The sequence below is a fragment of the Candidatus Competibacteraceae bacterium genome, from assembly GCA_016713505.1.
GTDB lineage: Bacteria > Pseudomonadota > Gammaproteobacteria > Competibacterales > Competibacteraceae > Competibacter_A.
This window is the reverse complement of record JADJPA010000001.1, coordinates 808,415-833,421: the sequence shown is the minus strand read 5'-3', so window position 1 is coordinate 833,421 and position 25,007 is coordinate 808,415. Positions and strand designations below refer to the sequence as shown.

Below are 25,007 nucleotides of genomic sequence, written 5' to 3'. Positions count from 1 at the left end.
AAATGAAAAAAACAATCGTTGCATTCGTCTTGCTGGTTTTGCCGGCACTGAGCCTCGCGTCCGAAGCGGGCTATCCGTTACAGCGGGCTCCGCTCGACCTGCACAATAAGGCCTCCCTGCAAAAGGGCGCCAAATTGTTCGTCAATTACTGCATGGGCTGCCATTCGCTGGAGCACCAGCGCTACAACCGGTTGGCCCGCGACATCGGGCTGACCGACGACCAGGTCAAGCAAAACCTGATCTTCACCGGAGCCAAGGTCGGCGAATTGATGAAAAACGCCATGCCCAAGGCCGACGCCAAGCAGTGGTTCGGCGTCCCTCCCCCCGATCTGACCCTGATCGCCCGCTCGCGCGGCGTGGACTATCTTTTCACCTACCTGCAAACCTTCTATTTGGACCCGACCCGGCCGTTTGGCGTGAACAATGCGGTGTTTCCCAACGCCGGTATGCCGAATGTCTTGTGGGAACTTCAGGGCTGGCAAAAGCCGGTCTACGAAGTTCACAAAGCCAAAGGCAAAGACAGCCCCGAAATCAAGGTCCTCCAAGGCTTCGAGCTGGTGCAACCCGGCAGCATGAGCCCTCCTGAATTCCGGGAAGCGATGGTGGATCTGGTGAACTTCCTGTCGTATGCCGGGGAACCCGGTCAGTTGGATCGCCAGCGCATCGGGATTTGGGTCGTCTTATTCCTGGTGTTGGCTTCGGTGATTTTCTACCTTCTGAAAAAGGAATACTGGAAGGACGTGCATTAACGTCACCGCTTCGCCGGAGGGACGCTACCGTGCGCGCTCTCCGGCGAAACTGGCGGCGGCTCACTCCCCCGTTGGGGAGTTTATTTTTCCCAGTCTTGGTCCATTTCTCATGACTTCGACTCGCCCCTATCTGATCCGTGCCCTGTTTGAATGGATTGAAGATAATGGTCTGACCCCTCATCTCCTGGTCAACGCGGAATTTCCGGGCGTGGAAGTGCCCAAACAGCACATCAAGGAAGGGCGAATCGTACTAAACATCAACGGCGCCGCCGTGCGCGACCTGCGCCTGGGCAACGAATGGATCGAATTCAACGCCCGCTTCGGCGGCGTCGCCCGCAACGTGCATATCCCCGTCAGTGCTGTCCTGGCCATTTACGCCCGCGAAAACGGGCAAGGCATGGCGTTTGGAGAGGAGCACGGCAGCGATGAACCCTCACCGCCGCCCAACGCGCCACCGAGCAAGCCAGCGGGTGGTTCCCAACGCAAGCCGACCCTGAAAATCGTCAAATAGTCAGTTGATGAACTCGAACAGCGTGACGACCTGCCGGACCCCGCTCACCTGACTGGCGACGTTGGCGGCGGCATCCCCCTCGTTCGGCCGCACCAAGCCCATCAGATAAACCACGCCTCGATCCGTCACCACCTTCACGCGGCTGGGATCGAAGTCGTCAATCTTGATCTTGAACAGGGCGGTCTTGACCTTGCTGGTCAAAAAGCTGTCGTTGCTTCGCGCGGACAACGGAATAGGCCGGGCAATCACCAATTCGTTATAGACCTCCCTGACCGGTGGGGTGATGCTCCGAACCACCGCATCCGCCTGCTGTTTTACTCCTTCCGACACTGCCTCGCCGGTCAGCAATACCACGCCGTTATAACTGGTGGCGCTGATTCGGTTGCCCGGCGGCAATTTCTTGTTCAGGGCGTCGTAGATCTTCAGTTCGACCGTTTGGTCATCCATGACCGTGCCGGTGGTCCGTCGGTCGTGCGCCACGCCGACGCCGACCGCGGTACCTCCCAGCAGGAGGCCCACGCAACCGCTCAGCAACACCGTCGCCAGCCCGGCGACGATCAATCGCAATGGCCATGCTTTCATGCTTGCTCCTTTCCGAACAATAGCCAATCCACGCCGTCACAAAGGCAGTGGATGATCAAGATATGAGTTTCCTGAATCCGCGCGGTCACCGTCGCTTCCACCCGGATTTCGATATCTTCCCCAGCAATTTGCCGAGCCATCGGTCCGCCGTCGCGCCCCGTCAGCGCCACGGTGGACATGCCCGCTTGTCGGGCGGCTTCCATGGCCGCCAGGACATTGGGCGAATTGCCGCTGGTCGAAAGCGCCAGCAGCACGTCGCCGGGACGCCCCAAGGCGCGCACCTGCCGGGCGAACACCTGCTCGAAAGCAGCGTCGTTGGCGATGGCGGTCAGCGCGGAGCTATCGGTGGTCAGCGCGATGGCGGCCAACCCCGGACGTTCGATCTCAAAGCGGTTGACGAGTTCGGCGGCGAAATGCTGGGCGTCCGCCGCCGAGCCGCCGTTACCGCAAACCAGGATCTTATGGCCTTGCCGCAATCGAGCCGCCAAGTGTTCGGCCGCTCGGGCGATACGTGGCCCCATCGCTTCCAGGGTGCGACGCTTGGCCTTGACGCTGGCGCTAAAATGCCTATCGATTCTCGCGAGCAATTCTTCCATATCTTGTCCAGTGCATCCGCTGGTGGGAAGCGTTTATTTTATTCGCAAAACGGGAGATAGCCATGCGGGTTCCCGCCGTTGCGCGGAAAAACCGAAACCAGAGTTGCAGGCCCACAAGCATCCCCGATAATGGCGTTCAACCTCATTTTATGGAGCCATGACTCATGGAAATTCGCAGGCTTGCTCTGGCGGCAGGCGCTGGAGCCGCAACCGGTCTGGCCGTCGTCATCGATGTCTTTCGCTCCTTTTCGAGCGAACCGTTATTGATTCACCTGGGAACCGAGCGCTTGCTGCTCGAAAACGCTGTGGAGCGCTGTTTCGCACTCCGGGGCGATGCCTTGCTGGTGGGCTCCCGCAACGAGGAACCCATTCCCGGTTTCGATCTCACCAATTCGCCCTCGCAAATCCTTCAAGCCGGCGCGGAGCGCTTTCGCGGTCGGACCGTCATCCACCGCTCCACCTCCGGCGTCGGCGGTGTCCCAGCGGCGCTGGCGAAAGCGGACGAAGTTCTGCTGGCCTCGTTTCTCAACGCGCGGGCGACCGCCGCCTACATCCGCCAGCGCGATCCGGCGATCGTGAGTTTGGTGGCGATGGGCAGCCGGGCCACCCTCCCGGCGCCCGAGGACGAGCGTTGCGCGGATTATCTGGAAAGCCTGCTCGCGGGTAAAGCTTACGATCACATCGCCGCGCTCGCTGAAATCCTAGCGCATCACAACGCCCGCAAATACTTAGATGCCGATAACCCCAACTTGCCCAAAGACGACATTATTCTATGCCTGCAACGGGATCTGGTCGATTTTGCCCTGCGCGCCGAACGACGCGGCGAATTGATCGAAGCCGTGCCGGTTCACATGGGAAATCTTATCTGGCACTGACCGGCAAGGACGCATCTTCAGATAATTTTCAGCTTGCAAGAAGTCTAATGGTTCTTGGTTGAGGTTAAGGGTTGAATAAACTGTGGGCGACTTCGTGGCGGTCGCTGGCACCGCTCCCATCGCCGAGGATGGCGCACTCTGCCGCGCTCGGCGATGTCTATGGCCAGACTGACATCAGGCCAACATGTACTTTCGTTGAGGTCAAGGGTTTCATCAAGCAGGAATGGCTCGTCGAGCGGGAGGTTGATGGTGTCGCACAGTCCGCCGCCGAATAATCCTTCGCTTCATCCGCCGCGCTCCGGCTTGCGAGATACGCGCGCAGGGGAGTTCAAACGTTGAAAAGCCAGTCTTGGCGAGGTTACTTGAGAGGCCGACCTATGAACCTGACAAAGCGGTTGCTCCTTGCAGCGGCGCTAGCCGCGACCACGCTGGCTCCGTTGTCCGCCGCGAACGCCTGGGACCGCGGCGATCATGGCGGATACTGGGGCGGCAACGGTTATCACGGCGGTTGGAATGGCCACCGCGCTTATCGGCACGACCATCATGACAGAGCGGCCGGCGCCGCCATCGTCGGGTTGGCCCTCGGGACGCTGTTCGGGGCCGCCATTGCCCAATCAGCGCCACCTCCTCCCCCCGCCGAACGTTGCCGCTCCATCGTCGTACGAGGCATCAGATACTATAACTGCGACGGTTATCAGGATTACTACGATGATGGTGGCTACGGCGACAATGACGATGGTGGCTACCACAGCAATGACGCGGATCGTTACGGCAGCAGTGCTTACTACGACCCGCCTGACAGTCCGGTCGGCTGGGGGACAAAATGAACCGTCGTCGGGCCGAACCGCTTCAGCCCCGCTCGGCGATCACCCGCAGCCCTTGGAAAATCAGCTCCGCTTCCAACTGAAAGGACTCTACCAGATAAGGTAAAACCGTCTCGGCATCGCCACCGGTCAACAGCCGCAATCCCGCGCCACCCGCCGCCATCATGCGCGTGCTGATGCCATCGATGGCGGCAGCCACCGCATGTACCGAACCCCCCCAAACACAATCGCGGGTATTGCGGCCGAACAACTGCGGAGTGCCTCCTTCTGGTGGAATCTGGCGGGTATCCCGATATAGCGCCTCTCGCATCAAACGCAGACCGGGCACGATCACCCCGCCCAAATGCTGGCCGTCCGCCGCCAAGGCATCAAGGGTGACCGCCGTGCCACAATCCACGACGTAGCAAGGCTGACGGGTCAAGGCGCGCGCCGCGATCATCGCCACCCAGCGATCCGCCCCCAGCCGCTCCGGCTTGTCGAGATACGCATTGCGGATGCCACACGCCGCCGCCGTTGCCAGCACGAACTCCGGTTGGATTCCCCAGCGCCGTTCGATCCAGGCCGTCAGCGCGGCACGCGCCTCGGAACCGGCCACGCTGACGAGCAGCACCCGCGTCGGCGCTGGCAGGTTACCCCACTGCCGGGCGGCGACCTCTGCCCAGTCCGTCTTGCCGTGGCTGGCCTGACCGCGCCGCTGGAAGGCGCCGCCCTCAAGCGTCACCCACTTCAACCGACTGTTGCCGATATCCGCCAGCAGGATCACGAAGCCAGTCTCAAGCTGATTTCCCCGCCCAGATAGGGAGTCGTTCGGCCATCTGGCGTTTCCAGCAACAAAGCACCGGTCACATCGACCCCTCGGGCGATGCCCGCCACCACACCATTGGGCAAATGCAAGCGTACTCCTTGCCCCCGCACTTGATCGAAACGCACCCATTCCTCGGCAAAACCAGCGAATCCTTCGTCTTGGAAGCGGCTGAACGCCTCGATCAACGAACCGATCACCGAGGCCGCCAAGGCGTTCCGATCCACCGGAGCGCCGGGCCAAATTTCCTGCAAATCCACCCATGGCTGGTCGATCAGCGCGGACGCTTCACGCGCTAGCGCCACGTTCAAGCCGATGCCCGCGACGATGTAAAAGCGTTCGACGGTCCCGCCGGATTCCAACAATACCCCGCCCAGTTTACGTTCGCGCCACCAAACATCGTTCGGCCATTTCAAGCCGACATCCGGCACTCCTTCATCGCGCAACGCCCGCGCCACGGCGAGCCCGGTCACCAAGCTCAAACCGCCGAGCGCCGAAGGCGGCCGGTCAAACCGCCACAGCAGCGACAGGGCCAGACTGGCGCCAAAAGGGGTCAGCCAGCTGCGCCCTTGCCGGCCTCGGCCAGCCGTTTGCTGTTCGGCCAGGCAAACCACTCCGCTGGGCCAACCCGCCCCCGCGCCCGCCAGTAAATAGCTGTTGGTCGAGTCCAGTACTGGAAACACTTCCAGCCGGCTCACGCTGGCGCGCGCCGTCCCCGCCAGGCCGGCCATGATTCGAATCCGATCCAACTGGCCCAAGCTATCGCTCATGCGCTCGATCTCTCGTTGCGAAAACAACAAAACCGCCTCTTTCTTAGAAGGAGGCGGCTATCGAAAGGACCAGATTTTCCGAATGGCCGGCGAAATGACAGATCGCCCGACAGAAAAAGCCCGCGGGATTTTAAAACAGCGTATCCCAGGGAACCGCCGAGAAAAAGCTCAGATAGGATATAACAACCAGCGCGATGATGATGGCCAACGGAAAATTTTGAAAGGTAAACATCGTTTTTCTCCTTTTGATTTATAAGGCGATAATAAATCTTTTGTCTCATTCATTCAAGGATTTATGCTCGTCCGTAGCCCCGCGCGGCCGAGGGAGGCGCGGGTCGTCGTCGTCCATTAGAATGCGGTGGGCCGGTCCTTCCAAATCATCGAACTGACCGGTTCGCACCGCCCAAAGAAAGGCCCACAACGCCACGCCGGCCACGCCCAAGGCCATCGGAATCAACAGGAACAAAATCCGCACGGAATCACCCCCTCTCAGACTTGCCTGAGCCGCAGCGCGTTGACCACCACCAACAACGAACTGAACGACATCCCGAGCGCCGACATCCAAGGCGTCAACCAACCTCCGGCGGCCAGCGGCAGCGCGATGAGATTGTAGCCGATCGCCCAAGCGAAATTCTCGCGCATGACCGTCAGGGTTTTGCGGGCTGTATCGACCCCGCTGACCAGATGCTCCAACCGTTCCGACAGCAGAATCATGTCGGCCGTGGCATGGGCCAATTGCGTGCCGCCGCCCATCGCCAGCGATACCTGCGCCGCCGCCAGCACCGGCGCGTCGTTGACCCCGTCCCCGATCATCGCCACGATCCGACCCTGCTTCTGCAAGTGCCGCAGCCGCTCCAGTTTATCCTGCGGCGACATCCGGCCCTTGGCTGCCGTGATGCCCACGGCGCGGGCGATGTGGGCGACCGCTTCAGGACGATCACCGCTTAATAATTCCACCGCCAGACCCCGGCGTTGCAAGGCGGCCACCGCGTCCGCCGCGCCGGGCCGTAACCGGTCGGCCAAGTGCAGCCAGGCCAGCAACCCACTCTCATCGCCCAACGCCACCCAGGTTCCCGAAGCATCGAAATCGCGCCGTTCGAGCGATGGTTCCGTTTTCGAACCAGTCACGAAGTCAGACCGGCCCACTCGATAGCGTCGACCTTCGATCCACCCCGCGACGCCGCTGCCCGGCGTATTTTTCAATTCGGTCGCGTTCGGAACGGCGCTGCCGGCCGCTTCCACCAGCGCGCGGCCCACCGGATGCTCGGAGCCGCGCTCCAGCGCCGCCGCCAGCGCCAGACAGCGCTCAGCGGCCAATCCGCCGACTGGCTCCACCGCCACCAACCGTGGCCGACCGTAGGTTAATGTCCCTGTTTTGTCGAAAATGATCTGATCGGCTCGCGCCAGACTCTCCAAGGCATGACCGCGCGTGGTCAACAGCCCGAGCCGGGTCAACGCACCGGTCGCCGCCACGATGGCGGTCGGCGTGGCCAACGATAGCGCGCAAGGGCAAGTGACCACCAATACCGCCAAGGTAATCCGAAAAGCGGTATCGAAGTCGCTCGACGCCCACCAAGCCAGCAGCACCGCGCCCGCCACCACCAGCAGCACAGCGACGAACCAGCCGGCGATACGGTCAGCCAGCATGGCCAGGCGCGGTTTTTCAGCCTGAGCCCGATCCAGCAGGCGCACGATGGCCGATAGCACGGTGTCGGAACCGATCTTTTCGACCTGCATGACCAGCGGGCTTTCCACGTTGACCGCGCCGCCGATCAACGTTTCGCCCACCCCGCGCGGCAAGGGCAGGCTTTCGCCGGTCAACAGCGATTCATCGACCTTGCTCGCTCCTTCCACCACCCGCCCATCCGCCGGGATGGTCTCGCCCGGCCGCACCAGCACCCGATCGCCGGGCGTCAATTCCGCAATCGGAACGACCTGTTCGCCGCCCGCGGCATCGAGCCGGGTCGCGGAGGCCGGCAACATCCGCACCAAGGCTTCGGAAATCTGCCCCGCCTTGTGGCGCGCGCTCATTTCCAGAAACCGACCCGCCAGCAGAAAAAAGACGAACATGGTGACCGAATCGTAATAGACCTCGCCGCCCCCCCGCCAGGTGTACCAGACGCTGGCGGCAAAGGCCGTCACGATCGCTAGGGAGACCGGCACATCCATCCCCAACTGCCAGCGACGCAGGTCGCGCCATGCGCTTTGGTAGAAGGGTTGCGCGGAATAAGCCACCACCGGCACGGCCAGTATCAGACAGACCCAGCGCAAGAACGCCCGAATCCAATCCTCCATGCCCTGATAGTCGCCGGCATACAACCCAACCGCCAGCATCATCACCTGCATCGAGCCGAGACCGGCCACCGCCAACCGGCGCAAGGCCGCGGTGCGTTCGCGTTTCAGCAGCGCTTCCTGGCGGCGCGGATCGAAGGGATGGGCGAGGTAACCGATGGCGGAAATGGCGGCCAGAATCTCGCTGAGCCGAATCTGGCGCTCGTCCCAGCGCACGCTGGCGCGATGGGTAGAATAATTGACCCGAAATTCCAACACGCCCGGCAAGCGGCTGACATGGCGCTCGTTCAACCAGACGCAGGCGGCGCAAACGATCCCTTCCATCATCAGCGCGGCGTCTCGAACATGCTCGCTCTCGACATGCACGAAGCTTTTTTGCAACTCCGGCCGGTCGTACAGCTCCAACCCGCGCAACGGCTCGGGGATCAAATCCTCGGCGCGGCGGGAAGGCGCGGTGCGATGATGATAAAAATTGCTCAGCCCGGCCGCTACGATAGCCTCCGCCACCGCCGCACAGCCGTGACAGCACATCGGCTGGCTTCGATTCTCGATCACCACCGCATAGCGTGCGCCCGGTGGGACCGGCAAGCCGCAGTGGAAACAGGCACTTTCCGTCGCTGAGCCAGCTCCGGCGAGCGCTTCGGTGGAAACGGGCATGAAATTTGACGTAGCGCCCTCGCGAAATAAGATCAACCGACTGCGATCTAACGGGATGATACTTGTGTGACCGCGCGGATTTCGTGCAAATCCTCGCCCTTGCGAATATGGAGCACCAAATTCCAGCTTCCCGCCAACGCTAAGACCACCGCCTGTTCATAGACGCCGGGAGCGGTTTCTTTCAGAGCGAAGACGACATCCTGTCGGGTGTCCGACGGCCGTAGAAATTGCCCGGCCACCTCAGCTCCGGTCACGGGTTCGCCTTCGCGGGTGCGCACGGCCACTCGAAACACCGACGATTCATTGACTGAGACCTCCCCCAACCAGCCTTTCTGGACTTGCCAGCCCCGTTGCCGCTGCCGCTCGACTTGCTGGAGATACTGGTTATAGAGCGCTTCTTTCTGATGGAAATCATGCGAAATCACGCCTGGAAAAACCGAGGTGACCTTTCGGCCGTTATCGGCGGTGGGCATTAACCAACTCCACAGGGATGGCGTCAGACCGCGTTCGGCGACAGAGACAAACAGCGCGCCCAATATCGCTACCACGATGAAAAAGCCGGTAATCGCGGCCGGCCCCCAGTGTAATCCCTGGCCGCTGGCCCGGAGGTTCAACAACATCCCGCAAGCCAGCGAAACCAGTAGGTAAATTCCCAAATGAATCGCAAAGACGTCACCGCCGGGCCAACGGATAATACTGTAAGGAACATAAAGGCCCACCGTCGCCAAGGCCACCACGGCGGCGGCCTGCTTGGCGCTGGTCCGACCGAACCGGACCAGCGCCACATTGGCCAGCAGGACCAGTCCCGCGCCGCCGGCGAGGCTGAGCAACAGGTCGGTCATTGCCCGTCATCCGGCGTGGAGAACGGCACCTGCCGGCGGATCGATTCGCCCGTCATCCCCTCCAAAGTTTTGATGACGAACGTAATTTTATCGACGTGTTCGCCCTTTCCGGTCGGATCGGGCGCAATGTGCACGCGCGCTAGCAACTTGATGCGCTCCTGAGGTTCCAACGCGATTCGCTCCATGCCATCCATGTCCAGAATCGCGCCGGTCGCGCCTTCGAGGCCGATGCCTACCGTCATCGGCGCCGTCAACTTGTTGTTCAGCTTGATTTCGTAGGTATTGCGGATGCTGCCGTCGGTCAGTTGCGAGTACAACGGCTGACGGACTTGTTCGACGGTCGCCGTGTAAGACGAGCGGGTCAGAATGCTCCAGGTCAACATCGTGATGGCCGCCACCAGAATCACGCCGTAACCTATCGTTTTTGCCTTGATCAGATTGGTTTTCTTGCCGTTGAGGGCATTTTCCGAGGTATAGCGGATCAAGCCGCGCGGCCATTGTAAATTGTCCATGATGGTGTCGCAGGCGTCGATGCACAGCGCGCAGGAGATACACTGATACTGAAGGCCCTTGCGAATGTCGATGCCGACCGGACACACCTGCACGCAATAACCGCATTCGATGCAATCCCCGACCCCCTGCGCTTGGCGCTCTTCGCGGGTTTTCAAGCCTTTACCGAGTTTGGCGCGCCTTTTTTCACCGTCGCCGCGCCGCTGGTCGTAGGATACGATCAGCGTGTCATGGTCGAACATGGCGCTTTGAAAGCGCGCGTAGGGGCACATGTAGGTGCAGACCTGCTCGCGGGCTAGACCCGCCATGACGAAGGTCGTCGCGGTCAGCAAGAAGGTGGTGAAGTACGCCGGATACGGCGCTCGCCCCAGCAGCGTATCCACCACCAGCGTCGGCGCATCGGTCCAATACATGGTAAAGGTCAGACCCGTCCAGAACGCGATCAACAGCCACAAGGCGTAGGTGCCGCCTTTCTTGACGAACTTCTCGCGGTTCCACGGTCCCTTGTCGAGCCGCATCCGCGCCGGCCGTTCGCCCTGCACCCAATGCTCCACCATCATGAACAGATCGGTCCACAGGGTCTGAAAGCAGAAATAGCCGCACCAGACCCGCCCGGCCAAGCCGGTGACGAAAAACAGTAAGATCGCGAAAATGATCAGCGCGCCGGCCAGCCAGAAGATGTCTTGCACTTGAATGGTCAAGCCAAAGATGTAGAAATGCCGGCCCGGCAAATCATAAAGCACGGCCTGATCGGGCGCGTTGGGCCGATCCCAGCGCAGCCAGGGCAGCAGGTAATAAATCACATACGCCAATACCAGCGCGGCGGTTTTGAGATTGCGAAATCGCCCCTTGACGGAACGCGGATAGATTTGAATGCGCTTCTGATAAAGCTGGGCTGTTTCTTCAGACATGATCCACTCGATTTACCATTGAACGGCGTGGACGGTTACAGGGTGCGCTAAGGAGGCCGCTGCTGAATGTCGGCCGGCGGCACCCTAGCGACGGCAAACCAGCTCGGACGCCCCATGCAGCAGAGAATATTAGCAAATATTAATATTATTGGGGATAAACGCCTCACCCCCCGAGCGGGGGGTGAGTGGATTGGCGAGCCAACCAGCCTTTTAGTGGACTGCGGTAAGTTACTGCTTGCCGCCGCCCAACTGACGGACGTAAACCGCCAAGAGCTTGATATCGGTCGGCGACAAACGATCTTTCCAAGACGGCATGATCCGAGTGTTGTTCACGCCAGACGAAATGAAGTTCTTGAGGGCCGTTTTTTTGTCTTGCAAGTTCTTTTGCGCGGGCACATCGGCGACCGCCCAAATCTTGTCGGTCAGATTGGCCGCGCCCTGCGAGGGCAGGCCTTTGGCGTCGGCACCGTGGCAGTAGTAGCAACCGCCGGTCTGGCCGTGAAAAATGTCCTTGCCGCGCTCGGACGCATCGCTCGGCCGGGTTTCACTCGCCAAAGTCAGGACGTACTCGGCCACATCGTCCAGTTGTTCCGGCTTCAGTACCTGCCCGAAGGCCGGCATGAAGCCTTTGCGGCCTTGCACCAGCGTTTGATGGATCTGCGCCATGTCGCTGCCCCACAGCCAATCATCGTCGGTCAAGTTCGGATACAAACCAGCGACGCCCTGCCCGCCCCGACCGTGACAGGCCGCGCAATTGTCGCCGAACAGCCCCTTGCCGACCGAACGCGCGAACTCCATCATCTTAGGGTCCTTGAGGATCTGCTCGTAATCGGCTGCCTGGACCTTGGCCATCATGTCCTTGCGCTGCTTGTTGTTGGCGGCGTCGCTGAGGTCTTCCAGCAGCAGCGAGCGGGTGTTCCAGCGATAGTCCTGCTCTTTCTGCTGGCCGGTCGCTTTGTCGGTCACGGTGTAGCTGACGCTGCCAAAGCCCTTGAGCCACGTTTGCCCGACCGGCCAGGAGGGGTAGATGAACCAATACAGCACCGAAAAAACCACGGTGCCATAAAAACACCACAGCCACCAACGTGGCAGCGGGTTGTTGTATTCCTGTAAATCGCCGTCCCAGGCGTGTCCGGTGGTCTGCACGGCACCGGTCGATTGTTGTTCGGTTGTTTTTTCACTCATTGTCCATCACCTTGCGGGATTGGGATTTTTGCTCGGATCGCAGGTCGGACAGCGATGGCTCATCATCAGCGAAGGGAAGGTATTTATATGATTCCAAGCGCTTGGCGCGCTGCTTGCCGGTAAACACGTAAATCAGAATGCCGCAAAAGGCGCCGAAAAACAGCACCAGCGCCAAAGGCTTGGAATTTTCCATCCGGGTGAACCACAGCAGCCAATCAAACATCGGCGCGAACTCCAGCGCCCCACATCAGGGGGCGCGATTCGGAATTAACGGAACTGGGCGAAATACCCCTCGTCGTACTTGGTGAAATCCACCATGGTGCCCAACACCTGCAAGTACGCGACCAGCGCCTCCATTTCCGAGACCCGGTTGGGAAAACCGTCAAAATCCTTCTCGCGCGCCTGTTTCAGCAAGCTGTCCTGCGCCTGATTGATATCCAGTTGATCGGCGATGTCTTTACCGAAGCGCTTGACGTTGGCGTCGTACTCCTGTTGCGTCAGGGAATAAGGAACGCCGGCCGCTCGTTGCGCGCGCATCCGGGCGCCCACATCGGAGTAATCCAGATCGTGTTCCAGTAACCACGGATACCGCGGCATGATGGATTGCGGGACGACCGACTGGGGGTTTTTCAGATGTTGCACCTGCCACTGGTTGGAGTATTTACTCCCTACCCGCGCCAGATCGGGCCCCGTGCGCCGGGAGCCCCACTGGAACGGATGGTCGTATTGCGACTCCGCCGCCAGCGAATAATGACCGTAGCGCAGCCACTCATCGCGAAACGGCCGAATCTGCTGGGAATGGCACAGATAGCAGCCCTCCCGCACGTAAATATCGCGGCCTCGGGTTTCCAACGGCGTGTAGGGACGCACGCCGTCCACCTTTTCGATGGTCTCATTGATGTAAAACAACGGGACGATTTCCACCAGGCCACCGATGCTGATGACCACCAGGATCAACAGCAGCATTAGGGCGGAATTGGTTTCGATTTGTTCGTGTCGCATGGTCGTTCTCCGCTAAGCCGCGCGTCAAGCCTTGGCCAGTTTGGCCGCCAGTTTGGCTTCCAAGGCATCCTGCTCGCGGCGGGACGCCTGAATGGTCATCACCAGGTTGTAGGCCATCACCAACGCGCCCGCCACGAAGAAGGCGCCGCCCAAGGCGCGCCACACATACGGCGTGTGCATGAACTCGACGGTTTCGATGAAGGTGTAAGCCAGATTGCCGTAATCGTCGAAGCTGCGCAGCATCAAACCCTGGCCGATGCCGGCGACCCACATCGAGGTGATATAGAGCACGATGCCGATGGTGGCGAGCCAGAAGTGCACGTAAATCAGCGCCTGACTGTACAGTTTGGTTTGATACAAACGCGGGATCAGATGATAGAAGGAGCCGAAGCTCACCAGCGCCACCCAACCCAGCGCGCCCGAATGAACGTGGCCGATGGTCCAGTCGGTGTAGTGCGACAGCGCGTTGACGCTCTTGAGCGACATCAGCGGACCTTCGAAGGTGGACATACCGTAGAACGACAGCGAGGTGATCAGAAACAGCATGATCGGGTCGGAGCGCAGCTTGTCCCAAGCGCCGGACAGGGTCATGATGCCGTTGATCATGCCGCCCCAGGACGGCATCAGCAGCAGGATGGAAAAGGTCGCCGACAGGCTCGACACCCAATCAGGCAAGGAGGTCCAGTGCAGGTGATGGCCGCCGGCCCACATATACAGAAAGATCAACGCCCAGAAATGGATGATCGACAACCGGTAAGAGTAGACTGGGCGTCCCGCCTGCTTGGGGACGAAATAATACATCATGCCCAGGAAAGCGGCGGTCAGGAAGAAGCCCACCGCGTTATGGCCATACCACCACTGGGTCATGGCGTCCTGCACGCCGGAAAATAGGCTGTAGGATTTGAGCAAGCCCGATGGTACCGCCAGATTGTTGAAGATGTGCAGCAGCGCCACGGCGAGCAGGAAGGCCAGGAAAAACCAGTTGGCGACGTAAATGTGGGGCTGGCTGCGCCGGCGCAGAGTTTCGACGTAGACCACGATGTAGCACACCCACACCAGGGTGATGGCGATGTCCAGCGGCCATTCGAATTCCGCGTATTCCCGGCCTTGGGAAAAACCGGCCATATAGGTGATCACGCCCAGCGCGACGCCCGCCGTCCAGCCCCAGAACGTGAATTCGGCCAGCCAGGGAAACGCCAGCCGCGCCTGACAGGTGCGTTGCACGATGTAGTAAGCGGTCGCAAACAGCGCGCTGCCGCCGAATCCGAAAATGACCAAGCTGGTGTGCACCGGCCGCAGTCGGCCGAAGGTCAGGGCGGGAATGTCGAAATTGAGAAAGGGCCACGCCAGTTCACAGGCGATGTAGACGCCGACGGTCATGCCGATGACGCCATAGACCATGGCCACGATCATGAACCTTCGGACGATATCGAAATTATATTGTTCGACCGGCAATGCTGAGCTTTGGGCCATCTTTAAGCCTCCTTAGCAAGCCACGAGGTTGGAAGCGTATAGTTATTTTCCGCCGGTTGAAAGCCGGGCTGGAGCAGGCGTCCGCTGGGACCAGACGATGGCTTATTCTACTAATATTGCCTGGGTTTTCTCAATCAGCATTAGCTAATATTATAAAAAACGGCAATGCCTTAGCCGCGCTCGGCCCGCCTTCCCAAAAAGCTGGAATTTAGACTTTAGCCAACAGGCGCGCCGCGTAATGATCGAGCATCAAGGCGGCGAACAGGCCAAATAGATAAACGATCGAGAACCCGAAGGTCGGCATCGCCAAACGGTCGTTACCCGTTGCGTACAAACGGGTAGCGTAGCTGAGAAACCGCAGACCCAAAACCACGGCGCCGGCCAGATAAATCCAGCCGCTCATGCCGGTCAGGAACGGCAGCAGCGTGACCAGAAACAATAAGATGGTATAAAGCAGGATATGCAGCCGGGTGAAGGCCACGCCATGAGTCACCGGCAGCATGGGGATATCGGCGTTGGCGTAATCGTGGCGGCGATGGATGGCGAGCGCCCAAAAATGTGGCGGCGTCCAAATGTAAATGATCAAAAACAGCAGCAGCGCGCCGGAATCCACTTGCCCGGTGACCGCCGTCCAACCCAGCAGCGGGGGCGCTGCTCCGGCCGCCCCGCCGATGACGATATTCTGCGGCGTGGCCCGCTTGAGAAACAGGGTGTAGATGACCGCATAGCCGATCAGCGAAGCGAAGGTCAAAACGGCGGTCAACGGATTGGTGAAAGCCAATAACAAGGCAAAACCGCCCACGCCGATGAGCGAGGCGAACCCCAAGACCTGCCACGACTCCAAATGCCCGCTGGGCAACGGCCGGTGCCGGGTCCGGGCCATGATGGCATCCGCCTTCCGATCGACCAGATGGTTGACGGCGGCGGCGGAACCCGCCATCAGCGCGATCCCCAGCGACCCGAACAGCAAAATGTCCCACGGCACCATATCCGGCGTGGCCAGCAACATGCCGACGATGGCGGTAAAGGTGATCAAAGCGACCACCCTGGGCTTAGTCAATTCCAGATAATCCCGACCGTGGCGGCGCAAACTGGCGCGCAGCGTTTGGAAAGTAGCGGCCATCATGCGGTGGTTTCCGGTCGGACCAAATGATTGAGCGCCACCAAGGCGAGCAACAGCAGTGCGGCGCCGCCGTTGTGCGCGGCCGCGACCGGCAAGGGCAACCGCAGGAGAACGTTGGCGATGCCCAAAGCCAGTTGGCCGGCCAACAAGGCGGCGACCACCAGCCCGATGGATCGGAGCGCGCGGCTGTGGTCGGCCCTCAGCAACCGCCAGCTCAGCCAGCCCAGATAGAGCAAGACCACCAAAGCGCCCAACCGGTGCATCAAATGGATGGTGACGCGGGCGTCGTTGGCCAATACGCCGCCTTCGTAGGAAACGCCGAGACCCCGCCACAGGGTAAACGCCTCCTTAAAATCGGTCGGCGGCCACCAATGGCTCTGGCAGGTCGGGAAGTCGGGACAGGCCAAGGCCGCATAATTGGCGCTGGTCCAGCCCCCCAAGGCGATCTGCGCCACCAACAGCGCCAATCCCAGCAGCGCGTAATTGCGTAAGGGCCGATGGTCGACCGCCACGGCTTCCAGGCCGTAGCCGCCTTGGCGCAGCACCAGCCAAGCCAGCAGGCTCAAGGTCGCCAACCCTCCCAACAGATGCGCCATGACCACCACCGGTTTCAACTGCCAAGTCACGGTCCACATCCCCAGCAGTGCCTGAAACACGATCAGCCCCAGCAAGAATAACGGTAACGCGACAGGTTGGTGGCCAGATGATCGGTTTCGCCAAGCCAACACGGCCAGCGTCAGAACCAGCACGCCCAGGGTTCCGGCGAAATAGCGGTGAACCATCTCTTTCCAGGCCTTGGCGGGCTCCACCGGACGGTGCGGATAAGCGTCATTAGCCCGTGCGATTTGCTGGGCTTCATCGGGCACATCCAACTGACCATAGCAGCCCGGCCAGTCGGGACAACCTAAACCGGCGTCCGACAAACGGACGTAAGCGCCCAAAACCACCACGACGAACGTCAAGGCCAGCGCCGCCCAAGCCAAGCGGTGAAACAGCGTCTTGCGGATTCCGGTCATCCGATTTTCGACCATTTCAGCAGCCGCTGGAGATCCTTGAGCAAACCGCGCGGTTCGGTATCGACCGGATAGCGCATCAACAGATTGCCGAGTGGGTCCAACAGATACAGCCAATCGCCCAGTTGCCCTGGCTGGACGAACGCCGCCAACAGGGCATTGCGCTGGGCGGCGGCGGCCACCCCGACCGTCGTGGCCGGATGCTCGGCGGCCAACCACTGCCGCAAGGCAGTCTGCGGCCGGCCATCCAGCAGCACCAGAGTTCGAACCCGGTCCATATCCTTGCCCAAAGCCAACCGCACTTGCCGCATATCGTACAACGCCGTGCGGCACCGCGCCTCGCACGCTGCCGCCGAACCGACATAAGCCAGCACCCATTGGCCTTTGAGCATGGCACGGGGACGATCGTCGTCCACCGCGGCAAACCACAAATCCAGCGGCCGGGCCGGGTCCAACAATTCGCCGTGCTGGACCGACCCCTCGGGCCGCCAATGGCCGACCAGCAACCCAGCCACTCCCAGCGGGACGGCGAAGCAGGCGATAATGAACAGCAGTAACACCCGTTGCCGCCAGATCGGCGGCAACGCGAGAGGAATCGATGAAATCGAACGGACGTTCATGGGTCAATCAATCGACGCGAGATGATCGGGAGATATTGATCGCAAGATACAGGATCAGCAGAGAGGCCGCCAAGCCGAACCACTGCGCGGCGTAACCGCGATGGCGCTCCGGTCCGATTCCGCCAAAGCGGGGTTGCCAGTCGCGCCAGTAACCGGCGGGGGCGTCCGGCTCCAGCAGGATCACCGCCGCTTGCAGCGGATAATTCAGCAGGACACCCAGCCGCTGATAATCCACATAAGGCACGACGCGCGGCCAGGTTGAAGCCGCTCCAGTCGCCTCCCCCCACCACAAACCTGGATTGGCGGGTTGGGCCAGCCAGCCGGTGACGGTAACGGACTCTTCAGGCACGGCCACGTCCGGCAAGGTTTGCCGCGAAGCGCCGAGCGGCAACCACCCCCGATTGACCAGAACCGCCGTATGGTCGTTCAATCGCAACGGGGTGAGCACATGATACCCCGCTTGACCGTCGCGCACCTGGTTGTCCAGCAAGAGCTGATGCGCGTCGTCATAACGACCGGAGGCGCTCACTCGCACATAACGCTGGGCGGGATCGGCGGGATCGACATCGGCCAGCGGCACCGACGGCCGCTGAAACCGCTCGGCAAAGGCGGTTTGCAGCTCCGCTTTCTGCCGCGCCCGATCCGACTGCCAGAAACCCAGCCCGAGCAGCAACGGCAACAGCAGCAGGGTGGCGAGAGTGGACGGCCAGCCGGGTTGAAAAAGCCAGTCACCCAGTTGCAAGCGCATCGTCGCTCCCGCCCAAAACCCAAGCCATTACCCCAATCCGAATTGGTTTATACTCGCAGCGACCTTCAATCATTCACCGGAACTTATTGATGATCATCAAGCTCGTCGTTTTCATCCTGCTGCTGATGATTCTCGGAAGCCTGGGTTCGGGGCTGTTTTTTCTGATCAACGACCACGGCCAAAATCACCGCATGGTCAAAGCCTTGACACTGAGAATCGGCCTGTCGGTCGCTCTGTTTGTACTGCTCATGCTGGCTTACGCCGTCGGCCTGATCACCCCGCACGGCTTATGATGACAGGCCGCTCGGCCGCCTTACATCCAATAGACGAAAATAAACAAACCCAGCCACACTACGTCCACGAAATGCCAATACCACGCCGCCGCTTCAAAGGCGAAGTGGTGATGCGGTGTGAAATGGCCGGCCATACTGCGCAGTAAAATCACGGTCAGGATGATCGCGCCGATGGTGACGTGCAGGCCGTGAAAGCCGGTCAGCATGAAGAAGGTGGAGCCGTAAATCCCGCTGCCCAGCGTCAGATTCAACTCTTTATAGGCTTCGTGGTATTCGGTGGCTTGCAAGAATAGGAACAACACGCCCAAGGCCACCGTCGCCGCCAGCCACTTGATCAACTGCGACCGCTTTCCTTCCACCAACCCCCAATGCGCCAAGGTGATGGTCACACCGCTGCTGAGCAGGATCAGCGTGTTGAGGGCCGGCAGACCCCAGGCGTGCATCGGCGCGAAGAACCCGCCGATGTCGGCGGGACCGTTGGTCGGCCAATCGGCCTCGTACTTGGGCCAGAGCACCCCGTGCGTCAAAACCCCGTGATCGGTTTCTCCGCCCAACCAGGGAACCGACAAACCGCGCGCGTAGAACAGCGCCCCAAAAAACGCCGCGAAGAACATCACTTCCGAGAAGATAAACCACGCCATTCCCCAGCGAAACGAGCGATCCATCTGCGCGCTGTAAAGGCCTTTCTGGCTTTCGCGGATCACCGTGCCGAACCAGCCGAACATGGTGATCAAAATCAAGGTGACTCCGACCAGCAAAATGGTTTTGCCGCCCCCATTCAACAGCGTGGCGCCGCCGTACATCATGGTAAACAGACTGATGGAAGCCACGATCGGCCAGTGGCTGTGATGCGGTACGTAATAATGGTCGGTCACCGGTTCCGCATAATGGCCTGGCGCATGTTCCGCGTGCGTCATGAATATCCCCTCGCTGGATTGGTCTGAAAGGTGGCGGGTGCAGGCTTTTTTAATAAAACCCGCTAGCTTCCCGCGTTATCGATTCTGAAGAAAGTATAGGACAGCGTGACGGTGCGCACGTCCGCCGGCAAATCTGGGTCGATGCGAAAAGTCACCGGCATATCCCTGCCCTCGCCCGCCTTGAACAGTTGGCGGTTGAAACAGAAGCATTCGATCTTTTGGAAATGCGAGGCCGCCAGCCCCGGCGAAACGCTGGGGATGGCCTGGCCGGTCATGGGCTGATCGGCCAAGTTCTTGGCCCAAAATTGCGTCTGGTAGAACTGGCCGGGATGCACCTGCATCCGAGCGACCTTGGGCGCGAACTCCCACGGCGCGCCCAAGTTCAAACTGGCAACGAATTCCACGGTCACCGTGCGCGCTTCGTCCACTTTCACCGGTTCCACCACCGCCACGCGCCCGCCGGTCTTACCGTTGAGGCCGGTGACCTTGCACAGCACGTCATAGAACGGAATCATCAAAAACCCAAAGGCAAACATGCCCGCGGTCAGCAACAACAGACGCCGCACCAACCGACGGTTGGCGACGGCTTTCGTTTCATCATGCGTTTCGATCATCAGCGCCACGCCATCATCAGAATGAAACCGAAATAAATTGCGACAGCCACCACCACCAAGACAACCACCAAGCGCCGGGCCCGGACGGCGCGCTGTTCCGTCGCCGTCCGGGCCGAGGTCTTGGTGGCGTCGGCCATCACCACCGACTCACTGTTACTCATTTGACCTCGGGAGCAGTGGTGAAGGTATGGTAGGGGGGTGGCGATGGCAGGGTCCATTCCAGACCGTGCGCGCCTTCCCAGACCTGATCGGTCGCTTTCACGCCGCTGCGAATGGTTTTGATGACGTTGTAGGCGAACAGCAGTTGCGAGAAACCGAACACGAACGCGCCGACGGTCGAGACCATGTTGAACTCGGTGAATTGCAGGGCATAGTCGGGAATGCGGCGCGGCATCCCGGCCAACCCCAAGAAATGCTGCGGGAAAAACAACACGTTGACGCCGATGGTCGACAACCAGAAATGCCATTGACCCAATTTTTCATCGTACATGTGGCCGGTCCATTTCGGCAGCCAGTAATAAGCGGCCGCCATGATCGAGAACACCGCGCCCGGCACCAGCACGTAGTGGAAATGCGCCACCACGAAATAGGTGTCCTGATACTGGAAATCGGCCGGCGCCATGGCCAGCATCAGACCGGAAAAGCCGCCGATGGTAAACAGCACCACGAAGGCGATGGCGAACAGCATGGGCGTTTCGAAGGTCATCGCGCCGCGCCACATGGTCGAAATCCAATTGAACACCTTCACGCCAGTCGGCACCGCGATCAGCATGGTCGCGTACATGAAAAACAGCTCGCCCGCCAGCGGCATTCCCACCGTGAACATGTGGTGCGCCCAGACGATGAAGGACAAAAACGCGATGGAGGCGGTGGCGTACACCATCGATGCATAACCGAACAGCGGTTTGCGGGCGAAGGTGGGGATGATCATGGAAATCACCCCAAACGCCGGCAGGATCATGATGTAGACCTCGGGATGGCCGAAGAACCAGAAGATATGCTGGAACATCACCGGATCGCCGCCGCCGCCGGCATTGAAAAAGGACGTGCCAAAGAACTTGTCGGTCAGCAGCATGGTCACCGAGCCGGCCAACACCGGCATCACCGCGATCAACAGATAAGCGGTGATCAACCACGTCCACACAAACAGCGGCATTTTCATCAGGGTCATGCCAGGGGCGCGCAGGTTCAAAATCGTCGCGATGATGTTGATCGCTCCCATGATCGAGGAGGCACCCATCATGTGAACGGCCAGGATCACGAACGGAAAGGCGTCACCGGTTTGCAACACCAACGGCGGATACAGCGTCCAGCCGCCGGCCGGTCCGCCGCCCGGCAGAAACAACGTCGACAGCAGCAGGGTAAAGGCGAACGGCATGATCCAGAACGACCAGTTGTTCATGCGCGGCAGGGCCATGTCCGGCGCGCCGATCATCATCGGCACCAACCAGTTGGCCAAGCCGACGAACGCCGGCATCACCGCGCCGAAAATCATCACCAGCGCGTGCATGGTGGTCATTTGATTGAAGAAGTCGGGATTGACGATCTGCAAGCCCGGCTGGAACAGCTCGGCGCGAATCACCAGCGCCATGGAACCGCCGACAAAGAACATCAGCAACGAAAACAGCAGGTACAAGGTGCCGATATCTTTATGGTTGGTGGTGAAGATCCAACGGGTCAAGCCGCGCGGTGGCCCGTGATCATGATCGTCATGCCCGTGATCGTGAGCGTGCGATGCGGTGCTCATAGCGTTTGACCTCCAGAGGCGGTTTGAGCGGTTGAGTCGTTACTTGCGGTTTGCGGGTTGGGTTTGCTCTTGGCCTTCATCTGCGCGAGCCACTCCTTGAATTCAGCCTCGGGCACGGCCTTGACCACGATCGGCATGTAGCCGTGATCCTTGCCGCACAGTTCGGCGCATTGACCCCGATAAATACCGGGCTTCTCGATCAAGGTCCAGCTTTCGTTGATGAAACCGGGAATGGCGTCTTTCTTCCAGCCCAAGTCCGGCACCCACCAGGAATGAATCACATCGGCGGCGGTGGTCAGCAAGCGAACTTTTTTACCGACCGGCACCACCAACGGGTTGTCGACTTCCAGCAGATAATGCTCGCCCTTGGCGGCGACGTTGCGGATTTGCGCCGAAGGCGTGGAAAGCACGCTGAAGAACCCGACGTTCTGATCGAGATAATCATATTGCCAGCGCCACTGATAGCCGGTGACCTTGACGGTCAATTCGGCATCGCGGGAATCGTACATCTTGACCAGCGTCTTGGTGGCGGGAATCGCCATGGCGATCAAGATCAGCATCGGAATCACCGTCCACACGATCTCGACCAGAGTGCTTTCGTGAAATTGAGCGGGCACCGCCCCACGGGATTTACGATGATGGAAAATCGACCAGAACATGACGCCGAACACCACCGCGCCGATCGCCACGCAAATCCAAAAAATCAGCATGTGCAAATCGTAGACTTCCCGGCTGACGGCGGTGACGCCGCGGGGCATGTTCAACGCCAGTTCGGCCCGCGCCCCCAGGCTCCACGCCAGGAGCGACGCACCGGCCAAACCGGCGGCGCCCTGCTTTGCAAGTTGACTGATGGTCATACTCCTCCTCTCCCGATAGTTGAACGCGCCTTAAGTGGCCAAGACGCAAAGAATTAAAAACACCACATTCATTTTGGCCCTTTCGGACTTTTGGCCCTTTCGGGCTGGAAATCAGGCCGTCGCTTCAGAGCTCTCCGCGAAGGCAGCGCGTCAAATCCCGCGCGAGTTTTTTTCGTTCTTCCTCGACTAAAAAGCGGCCGATTTCCACGCTGCGGCCGTGAGCGCGAATCAGCAATTGGCTCGGGTACCAGTGGCGGGGGCAGGCCCTCAGCACCACCTGCGCCCAAGCTCGCGTCAGCACCCAGGATTGCCGGGGACCGCGCCGGCCCCGCTCGATGCGGATGCTGTCCGCCGCGACGTAAATGACTTCGCACTCATGGCAGCGACACATCACGCGGTACAAACCGATGCCTACCACTAACAGTTCCAGCCCCGCGAATGGTAACACCGGCCAAAACCCCATGGCGACCAAGGGTGCTATGCCGATCAGCGTCATTCCGCTTAGCCCGCCGAGAAACAGCAGATTTTGCCGCCATGTTAGCGAACGATTGGGACGCAGTACATAACAGTACTGACACTCATTCAAGCCACATTCCACTGCGACCATGACCTGAAAGCCCCCATCTTTTGACTAGCTTATTTAACAAGTAGCGGGAGACGGGAAGCTTGTCAATACCCTTTCTTATAACTAAGGATTTATTTGGCCGTCCCCGCCCCGGCGCGCACGATCCTCCACACCACCGACGCGATCGAGAGCTTCCACGGCGGCGTGCGCAAGGCCCTCCGCAACAAAGGGTAGTTGTTTCAAGCGCTGCCGCCTTGACTCCGGCCGCTTTTGACGGCTCGCTCCGCAACGAATACAGCCGCTGATTTAGGAATCAACCCCCACCCCTGCTCTTGTCCCAAGGGAAAGCAGGAGTTTCCGCACTGTCTATCGAAACCGGCTCACCGCCGCCCTTGCGCCAGATCCCGGCGGCGGACCTTGCCGTTGGGGGTGCGCGGCAGACCGTCGGTGAAAATGATCTCGCGGGGACATTTATAGGCAGCCAGATGCTCGTGCGCGTAAGCCAGCAGCGGCGCGGCATCCACTCCGTTCGGCTCGTCGGGATCGCGCGGCACTACGAACGCCGCGATGACCGATACTCCGTCGCGCACCGCCAGCTCGGCCACCGCCACCTCGGCCACCGCCGGATGCTGGCTCAGGCAATGCTCGACCTCCAGCGGTGAGACGCGATAACCCATCGCGTTCATCACGTCATCGTTGCGGCCGTGATGGACCATGTAGCCATCGGCATCGCAATGGACCAGATCGCCGCCCAGGAACCACTCACCCCGATAGACCCATTCCTCCTCGTCCGGCCGGTTCCAATAACCCAGCATCAACCCCGGATCGCTGCGATGCACCGCCAGCAGGCCGGTCTCGCCCGGCGGGAGCGGTTCCTCGCCCCCCTCGACCGGCAGCACCACCACGCAGCGGCCTTGTTGCGGCTTGCCGGGACTGCCGGGCTTGACCGGCACGCTCGGCGAGGAGGAAATATAGGTCGAGCATTCGGTCATCCCCAGCGCCTCGTACAGTTCCCTGCCGGTGATCTCACGCCATTGCTTCAGCAAGGCCACGCTCAGCGCTTCGCCGGCGGTCAGGCCATGACGCAAGTTGGACAAATCAAAATCGCGCAAGTCCGTGTATTTTAAAATCTGTCGGTAGACACCCGGCACGGCGGCAAACAAGGTGGCCCGAAAGTTCGCTAGCAGCAGTGGCCAGACCGCGATATCGCGCGGACCGTTGTACAGTACCGCGGTCGCACCGTTGGCCCAGGGATCGGTCAAACCGACGCCCAAGGTATAGGTCCAATTGAAAGCCCCGGCGTGCAGGATCACATCGTCCGGGCGGACGCCATACCACCCCTGGTACATCGGTCGCCGCCCCCACGCCGACCGCTGGGCGTGCAGCACGCCCTTGGGCTGGCCGGTGGTGCCGGAGGTATAGACCAGGAAGGCCGGATCGGCGGCGGCGGTGTCGGCGTAATCCAGCAGCTCGCGGTTGGCGCGCAGCGCCGCCATCTCGGCGGGGCCGAACACCCGCACGCCCGCCGGCGGCGCGATCGCCAGTTCATCGGACAGCGCGATCATCCGCGCGCCGGAATCCATCAACAGGAAGTCCGCTTCTTTTTCAGTGAGCTGTGCTGAGGACGGCAGCGGCACGCAACCGGCGGCGATGGCCCCGAAAAACAGCAGGGCGTAATCGCTGGTGTTGCCCATGCGGATCATCAACCGCGCGCCCGGCTCTAAGCCCAAACCGCGCAGACCCGCCGCGACCCGGCGCACTGCTTCGTCTAGCTGCCGATATGTCCAGCGCTCCGCCTGCTCGACGGGCGCGCGAGCATCGGATACGACGATCAACGCCACCTTATCCGGTGTAAGCCGCGCGGCCTCTCGCAAACAATAACGCGCCATGTTGAACCGCGCCGGCGGTCGTTCGCCGGTATAGCGCCGC

At 60.6% G+C, this 25,007-nt stretch carries 29 protein-coding genes; 6 read left to right on the top strand and 23 right to left on the bottom strand.

Annotated features, from left to right (window positions below):
- The first annotated feature begins 2 nt into the window (after window positions 1-2).
- Together IPK09_03805 and IPK09_03800 are read left to right on the top strand one after the other, a co-directional pair.
- Complete coding sequence (locus IPK09_03805; GenBank protein ID MBK7982740.1) at window positions 3-749, top strand: cytochrome c1; 747 nt, start codon at window positions 3-5, stop codon at window positions 747-749.
- A gap of 109 nt (window positions 750-858) precedes the next feature.
- Window positions 859-1,260, top strand: a complete 402-nt coding sequence (locus IPK09_03800; protein MBK7982739.1) for a ClpXP protease specificity-enhancing factor — start codon at window positions 859-861, stop codon at window positions 1,258-1,260.
- Here the strand turns inward: IPK09_03800 and IPK09_03795 are convergent, their stop codons facing one another.
- Both IPK09_03795 and IPK09_03790 read right to left on the bottom strand, forming a co-directional pair.
- Window positions 1,261-1,842, bottom strand: coding sequence for a BON domain-containing protein (locus tag IPK09_03795; GenBank protein ID MBK7982738.1), 582 nt, complete (start codon window positions 1,840-1,842; stop codon window positions 1,261-1,263). It abuts the gene before it with no gap.
- Window positions 1,839-2,438, bottom strand: coding sequence for a phosphoheptose isomerase (locus tag IPK09_03790; protein MBK7982737.1), 600 nt, complete (start codon window positions 2,436-2,438; stop codon window positions 1,839-1,841). Before IPK09_03790 ends, IPK09_03795 begins: the two co-directional genes overlap by 4 nt.
- A gap of 164 nt (window positions 2,439-2,602) precedes the next feature.
- Here IPK09_03790 and IPK09_03785 point away from each other — a divergent pair, with 164 nt between their 5' ends.
- Window positions 2,603-3,313 carry a 2-phosphosulfolactate phosphatase gene (locus IPK09_03785; GenBank protein MBK7982736.1) on the top strand — a complete coding sequence of 237 codons (711 nt, stop codon included), beginning with the start codon at window positions 2,603-2,605 and terminating at the stop codon, window positions 3,311-3,313.
- 377 nt (window positions 3,314-3,690) lie between these two features.
- A complete protein-coding gene (locus IPK09_03780) occupies window positions 3,691-4,140 on the top strand; it encodes a hypothetical protein (protein MBK7982735.1) in 450 nt (149 codons plus the stop codon).
- 22 nt (window positions 4,141-4,162) lie between these two features.
- Here the strand turns inward: IPK09_03780 and IPK09_03775 are convergent, their stop codons facing one another.
- Together IPK09_03775 and IPK09_03770 are read right to left on the bottom strand one after the other, a co-directional pair.
- Entirely contained in the window at window positions 4,163-4,900 is a 738-nt protein-coding gene (locus IPK09_03775; protein MBK7982734.1) for a type III pantothenate kinase, read from the bottom strand.
- Window positions 4,897-5,709, bottom strand: a complete 813-nt coding sequence (locus IPK09_03770; protein ID MBK7982733.1) for a biotin--[acetyl-CoA-carboxylase] ligase — start codon at window positions 5,707-5,709, stop codon at window positions 4,897-4,899. The genes IPK09_03775 and IPK09_03770 overlap by 4 nt, the downstream gene beginning before the upstream one ends.
- Between IPK09_03770 and IPK09_03765 the strand changes: the two genes are divergently transcribed.
- Window positions 5,708-5,965, top strand: a complete 258-nt coding sequence (locus IPK09_03765) for a hypothetical protein (protein MBK7982732.1) — start codon at window positions 5,708-5,710, stop codon at window positions 5,963-5,965. The genes IPK09_03770 and IPK09_03765 overlap by 2 nt on opposite strands.
- Before the next feature lie 21 nt (window positions 5,966-5,986).
- On the opposite strand, the gene ccoS is transcribed toward IPK09_03765, so the two are convergent.
- From ccoS to IPK09_03705, 12 genes are all read right to left on the bottom strand, one after another.
- The gene (gene ccoS / locus IPK09_03760; protein MBK7982731.1) at window positions 5,987-6,184 is read right to left on the bottom strand and encodes a cbb3-type cytochrome oxidase assembly protein CcoS; all 198 of its coding nucleotides are present in this window, start codon (window positions 6,182-6,184) and stop codon (window positions 5,987-5,989) included.
- 14 nt (window positions 6,185-6,198) lie between these two features.
- The gene (locus IPK09_03755; GenBank protein ID MBK7982730.1) at window positions 6,199-8,658 is read right to left on the bottom strand and encodes a heavy metal translocating P-type ATPase; all 2,460 of its coding nucleotides are present in this window, start codon (window positions 8,656-8,658) and stop codon (window positions 6,199-6,201) included.
- 47 nt (window positions 8,659-8,705) lie between these two features.
- Complete coding sequence (locus IPK09_03750) at window positions 8,706-9,500, bottom strand: FixH family protein (GenBank protein MBK7982729.1); 795 nt, start codon at window positions 9,498-9,500, stop codon at window positions 8,706-8,708.
- A complete protein-coding gene (ccoG, locus tag IPK09_03745) occupies window positions 9,497-10,921 on the bottom strand; it encodes a cytochrome c oxidase accessory protein CcoG (GenBank protein ID MBK7982728.1) in 1,425 nt (474 codons plus the stop codon). Before ccoG ends, IPK09_03750 begins: the two co-directional genes overlap by 4 nt.
- Window positions 10,922-11,149: 228 nt before the next feature.
- Window positions 11,150-12,106: a cytochrome-c oxidase, cbb3-type subunit III gene (gene ccoP, locus IPK09_03740; GenBank protein MBK7982727.1), complete on the bottom strand. Its 957-nt coding sequence runs from the start codon at window positions 12,104-12,106 to the stop codon at window positions 11,150-11,152.
- Complete coding sequence (locus IPK09_03735; protein ID MBK7982726.1) at window positions 12,099-12,299, bottom strand: cbb3-type cytochrome c oxidase subunit 3; 201 nt, start codon at window positions 12,297-12,299, stop codon at window positions 12,099-12,101. The genes ccoP and IPK09_03735 overlap by 8 nt, the downstream gene beginning before the upstream one ends.
- Window positions 12,300-12,373: 74 nt before the next feature.
- Entirely contained in the window at window positions 12,374-13,108 is a 735-nt protein-coding gene (gene ccoO, locus IPK09_03730; protein MBK7982725.1) for a cytochrome-c oxidase, cbb3-type subunit II, read from the bottom strand.
- A 24-nt stretch (window positions 13,109-13,132) separates the two neighbouring features.
- A complete protein-coding gene (gene ccoN, locus IPK09_03725) occupies window positions 13,133-14,581 on the bottom strand; it encodes a cytochrome-c oxidase, cbb3-type subunit I (protein MBK7982724.1) in 1,449 nt (482 codons plus the stop codon).
- Between the two features lie 208 nt (window positions 14,582-14,789).
- Window positions 14,790-15,704, bottom strand: a complete 915-nt coding sequence (locus IPK09_03720; protein ID MBK7982723.1) for a protoheme IX farnesyltransferase — start codon at window positions 15,702-15,704, stop codon at window positions 14,790-14,792.
- Entirely contained in the window at window positions 15,704-16,720 is a 1,017-nt protein-coding gene (locus IPK09_03715) for a COX15/CtaA family protein (protein MBK7982722.1), read from the bottom strand. Before IPK09_03715 ends, IPK09_03720 begins: the two co-directional genes overlap by 1 nt.
- The gene (locus tag IPK09_03710) at window positions 16,717-17,337 is read right to left on the bottom strand and encodes a hypothetical protein (GenBank protein ID MBK7982721.1); all 621 of its coding nucleotides are present in this window, start codon (window positions 17,335-17,337) and stop codon (window positions 16,717-16,719) included. The genes IPK09_03715 and IPK09_03710 overlap by 4 nt, the downstream gene beginning before the upstream one ends.
- Window positions 17,338-17,344: 7 nt before the next feature.
- Window positions 17,345-18,085: an SURF1 family protein gene (locus tag IPK09_03705; protein MBK7982720.1), complete on the bottom strand. Its 741-nt coding sequence runs from the start codon at window positions 18,083-18,085 to the stop codon at window positions 17,345-17,347.
- 89 nt (window positions 18,086-18,174) lie between these two features.
- On the opposite strand from IPK09_03705, the gene IPK09_03700 reads away from it, so the two are divergent.
- A complete protein-coding gene (locus tag IPK09_03700; protein ID MBK7982719.1) occupies window positions 18,175-18,378 on the top strand; it encodes a twin transmembrane helix small protein in 204 nt (67 codons plus the stop codon).
- A 20-nt stretch (window positions 18,379-18,398) separates the two neighbouring features.
- Here IPK09_03700 and IPK09_03695 read toward each other — a convergent pair whose 3' ends face one another.
- The 7 genes from IPK09_03695 to IPK09_03665 form a co-directional block, all read right to left on the bottom strand.
- Entirely contained in the window at window positions 18,399-19,295 is an 897-nt protein-coding gene (locus IPK09_03695) for a cytochrome c oxidase subunit 3 (protein ID MBK7982718.1), read from the bottom strand.
- A 62-nt stretch (window positions 19,296-19,357) separates the two neighbouring features.
- The gene (locus IPK09_03690) at window positions 19,358-19,909 is read right to left on the bottom strand and encodes a cytochrome c oxidase assembly protein (protein MBK7982717.1); all 552 of its coding nucleotides are present in this window, start codon (window positions 19,907-19,909) and stop codon (window positions 19,358-19,360) included.
- Window positions 19,909-20,070 (bottom strand): hypothetical protein, encoded by a 162-nt coding sequence (locus IPK09_03685; GenBank protein MBK7982716.1) that lies wholly within the window; start codon window positions 20,068-20,070, stop codon window positions 19,909-19,911. Before IPK09_03685 ends, IPK09_03690 begins: the two co-directional genes overlap by 1 nt.
- On the bottom strand, window positions 20,067-21,656 hold the full coding sequence (gene ctaD / locus IPK09_03680) for a cytochrome c oxidase subunit I (GenBank protein ID MBK7982715.1): 1,590 nt from the start codon (window positions 21,654-21,656) through the stop codon (window positions 20,067-20,069). Before ctaD ends, IPK09_03685 begins: the two co-directional genes overlap by 4 nt.
- Entirely contained in the window at window positions 21,653-22,414 is a 762-nt protein-coding gene (gene coxB / locus IPK09_03675; GenBank protein MBK7982714.1) for a cytochrome c oxidase subunit II, read from the bottom strand. The genes ctaD and coxB overlap by 4 nt, the downstream gene beginning before the upstream one ends.
- Window positions 22,415-22,637: 223 nt before the next feature.
- Complete coding sequence (locus IPK09_03670; protein MBK7982713.1) at window positions 22,638-23,099, bottom strand: DUF2244 domain-containing protein; 462 nt, start codon at window positions 23,097-23,099, stop codon at window positions 22,638-22,640.
- A 359-nt stretch (window positions 23,100-23,458) separates the two neighbouring features.
- Entirely contained in the window at window positions 23,459-24,967 is a 1,509-nt protein-coding gene (locus IPK09_03665; GenBank protein ID MBK7982712.1) for an AMP-binding protein, read from the bottom strand.
- Window positions 24,968-25,007 lie beyond the last annotated feature (40 nt).